The organism is Halorubrum sp. AD140, from assembly GCF_034497445.1.
Classification (GTDB): domain Archaea; phylum Halobacteriota; class Halobacteria; order Halobacteriales; family Haloferacaceae; genus Halorubrum.
Window position 1 is genome coordinate 1 of sequence record NZ_JAXRUU010000126.1, and the last position, 2591, is coordinate 2591.

Below are 2591 nucleotides of genomic sequence, written 5' to 3' on the forward strand. Positions count from 1 at the left end.
GCCGCGAGCGGCTCCGCGGGCTCCGGTCGACCGGGATCCGCGCGGTCGAGTGGGAGGACGCGTCCTTCCCGGTCGCGGTCGCGAGGGCGACCGGGAGGTGGTCGCGGTGAGCGCGGAGCGGTCGATCGACGGCGACGAGGGGCCGAGCGACCCGATCGAGCCGCCCGAGCGCGACGCCCGACCGCCGCCGCTCGCCGTCGCGGCGAGCCTCGCCGCGGCCGGAGTCGCGAGCCTCGCGGCGCTCCTCGCCGCGCCGCTCGGGGGCACTCTCGTCGGGGTCGCGGCGGTGGGCCTCGCCGCCGGGTCGACCCGTCGCTCCCCGCGGACCCTCTCGTGGGCGGCCGGCGCGGGGGTCGTCGGCCTCGCCGTCGCGGGATACCGCGGCGGAAGCGTCGAGCCACTGCTCGCGAGCGGGGTCGCGCTCGCGGTCGCGTGGGACGTCGCCGACCACGGCCTCTCGGTCGGCGAGCAGGTCGGGCGCGGGGCGCGCGCCCGCCGAAACGTCGCCGTCCACGCGGGGACGAGCGCGCTCGTGGGAGCGCTCGCGGTGGCCGTCGCGTACGGGGTCTACGTCGCCGCCGCCGGTTCGCAGCCGGTCGCGGCGCTCGCGCTGCTGCTGTTCGGCGCCGTGGCGCTGGCGTCGGCGCTCCGGTGACGGGATCGCCTGCCCTTTTGTACTCCCCCGCCGACGCCCCGATATGGACATCGCAGCGACTGCGGCGACCGCAGCGAGCGCGCGGGCCGGGCCCGCGAGGTGGTCGGCGTGACGGACCTCGTGACGTTCGGCGAGACGATGCTCCGGCTCTCGCCGCCGCGGGGCGACCGCTTAGAGACCGCTCGGACCCTCGACGTGCAGGCCGGCGGCGCGGAGAGCAACGTCGCGGTCGGCGCGGCCCGGCTCGGCGCCGACGCCGTCTGGCTCTCGAAGCTCCCCGAGTCGCCGCTCGGTCGCCGGGTCGTGAGCGAGCTGCGGAGCCACGGGGTCCGAACCGGCGTCGCGTGGGCCGACCCCGAGTCGAGCCGCGTCGGGACGTACTACCTCGAACACGGCGGCGAACCCCGCGGGACGACCGTGATCTACGACCGCGCCGACGCCGCGATCACGACGGTCGCGCCCGGAGAGCTGCCGACCGCCGCGCTGGAGTCGGCGGAACGCTTCCACACGACCGGGATCACCCCGGCGCTCTCCGACCGGGCCGCGGAGACGACGACCGCGCTGCTCCGGGCCGCGGGCGAGGCCGGCGCGGCGCGCTCGTTCGACCTGAACTACCGGGCGAAGCTCTGGGACGCGGCGACGGCGCGGGCGGCCTACGAGGACCTGTTCGCGCACGTCGACACGCTGTTCGTCCCGCAGCGCGACGCCCGCGAAGTGCTCGGACGTGAGGGCGACGCCGTCGAGATCGCCCACGGGCTCGCCTCCGAGTTCGACTTCCGCACCGTCGTCGTCACCCGCGGAACGGAGGGCGCGGTCGCCCTGCGAGACGGCGCGCTGTACGAGCAGGGCGTCTTCGACGCCGAGACGTTCGACGCGATCGGCACCGGCGACGCGTTCGTCGCGGGCTACCTCGCGAGGCGGCTCGACGGCGGCGACGTCGCCGACGGGCTGGAGTGGGCCGCGGCGGCCGCCGCCCTGAAGCGCACCGTCGGCGGCGACGTGGCCGTGATCACCCCCGAGGACGTCGAGGCAGTCGTCGACGGCGCGGCCGGCATCGACCGGTAGGCGTCGACGCGCTCGGAGGCGGCACCGACGCCGGCGTTCCGACCCGTTTATGGTCGCCGGCACGCCCCCTCAGGGTATGACCGACGACGAGCGACGGAGCGAGCTGATCGCGGCGCTGCGGGCGGCCGACGCCGTCCGATTCGGCGAGTTCGAGCTCTCGCACGGCGGCACCAGCGACTACTACGTCGACAAGTACCTGTTCGAGACCGACCCGGAGGCGCTTCGGCTCGTGAGCGAGGCGTTCGCGGCCCGGCTCGCCGACACCGACGCGAAGCTCGCGGGGGTCGCGCTCGGCGCGGTCCCGCTCGTGGCCGTGACGGCCGCCGAGATGGGGCGGCCGTACGTCATCGCGCGCAAGCAGGCGAAGGAGTACGGCACCGGCAACCGCATCGAGGGACGGCTCGACGAGGGCGAGGAGGTCGTCGTGTTGGAGGACATCGCCACGACCGGGCAGTCGGCCGTCGACGCCGTCGAGGCGCTGCGCGACGCGGGCGCGACGGTGACCCGCGTGCTCGTCGTCGTCGACCGCGAGGAGGGGGCCGCGGAGCTGCTCGCCGACCACGACGTGGAGCTGGAGTCGCTGCTGACGGCGACGGAGCTGCTGGCGGAGCGGGACGGCGAGTAGCCGGTCTTCTCACCGCAGCTACGCCTCTGGCGCGTCCACCGTCGGCACCGCGACGCGGTCGAGGGCGTCGACGATCACGTCGCGCTCGTCGACGTCGTTGACGGCGGCGTCCGGGGTCAACACGAGTCGGTGTGCGAGCGCCGGCTCCGCGACGCGCTTCACGTCGTCCGGCGTGACGAACGTCCGTCCGGCGAGGACCGCCGCGGCGCGGGCGGTCTCGAACAGCCGCTGGGTGCCGCGCGGGGA

Annotated in this window: 3 protein-coding genes and 1 pseudogene; 3 read left to right on the forward strand and 1 reads right to left on the reverse strand. The window is 75.9% G+C overall.

All coding sequences use genetic code 11. From position 1 onward, the window contains the following. Window positions 1-106: 106 nt before the first annotated feature. The 3 genes from U4E84_RS16540 to pyrE all read left to right on the forward strand — a co-directional run bounded on the left by U4E84_RS16540 (window position 107) and on the right by pyrE (window position 2345). Window positions 107-655, forward strand: coding sequence for a hypothetical protein (locus U4E84_RS16540; RefSeq protein WP_322533208.1), 549 nt, complete (start codon window positions 107-109; stop codon window positions 653-655). Between the two features lie 99 nt (window positions 656-754). After that, window positions 755-1720 (forward strand): bifunctional 2-dehydro-3-deoxygluconokinase/2-dehydro-3-deoxygalactonokinase, encoded by a 966-nt coding sequence (gene kdgK1, locus U4E84_RS16545; protein WP_322533209.1) that lies wholly within the window; start codon window positions 755-757, stop codon window positions 1718-1720. Between the two features lie 76 nt (window positions 1721-1796). After that, complete coding sequence (pyrE, locus tag U4E84_RS16550; RefSeq protein ID WP_322533210.1) at window positions 1797-2345, forward strand: orotate phosphoribosyltransferase; 549 nt, start codon at window positions 1797-1799, stop codon at window positions 2343-2345. 18 nt (window positions 2346-2363) lie between these two features. Here the strand turns inward: pyrE and U4E84_RS16555 are convergent. Next, window positions 2364-2591, reverse strand: a pseudogene (locus U4E84_RS16555) (ATPase); the annotation flags it as partial.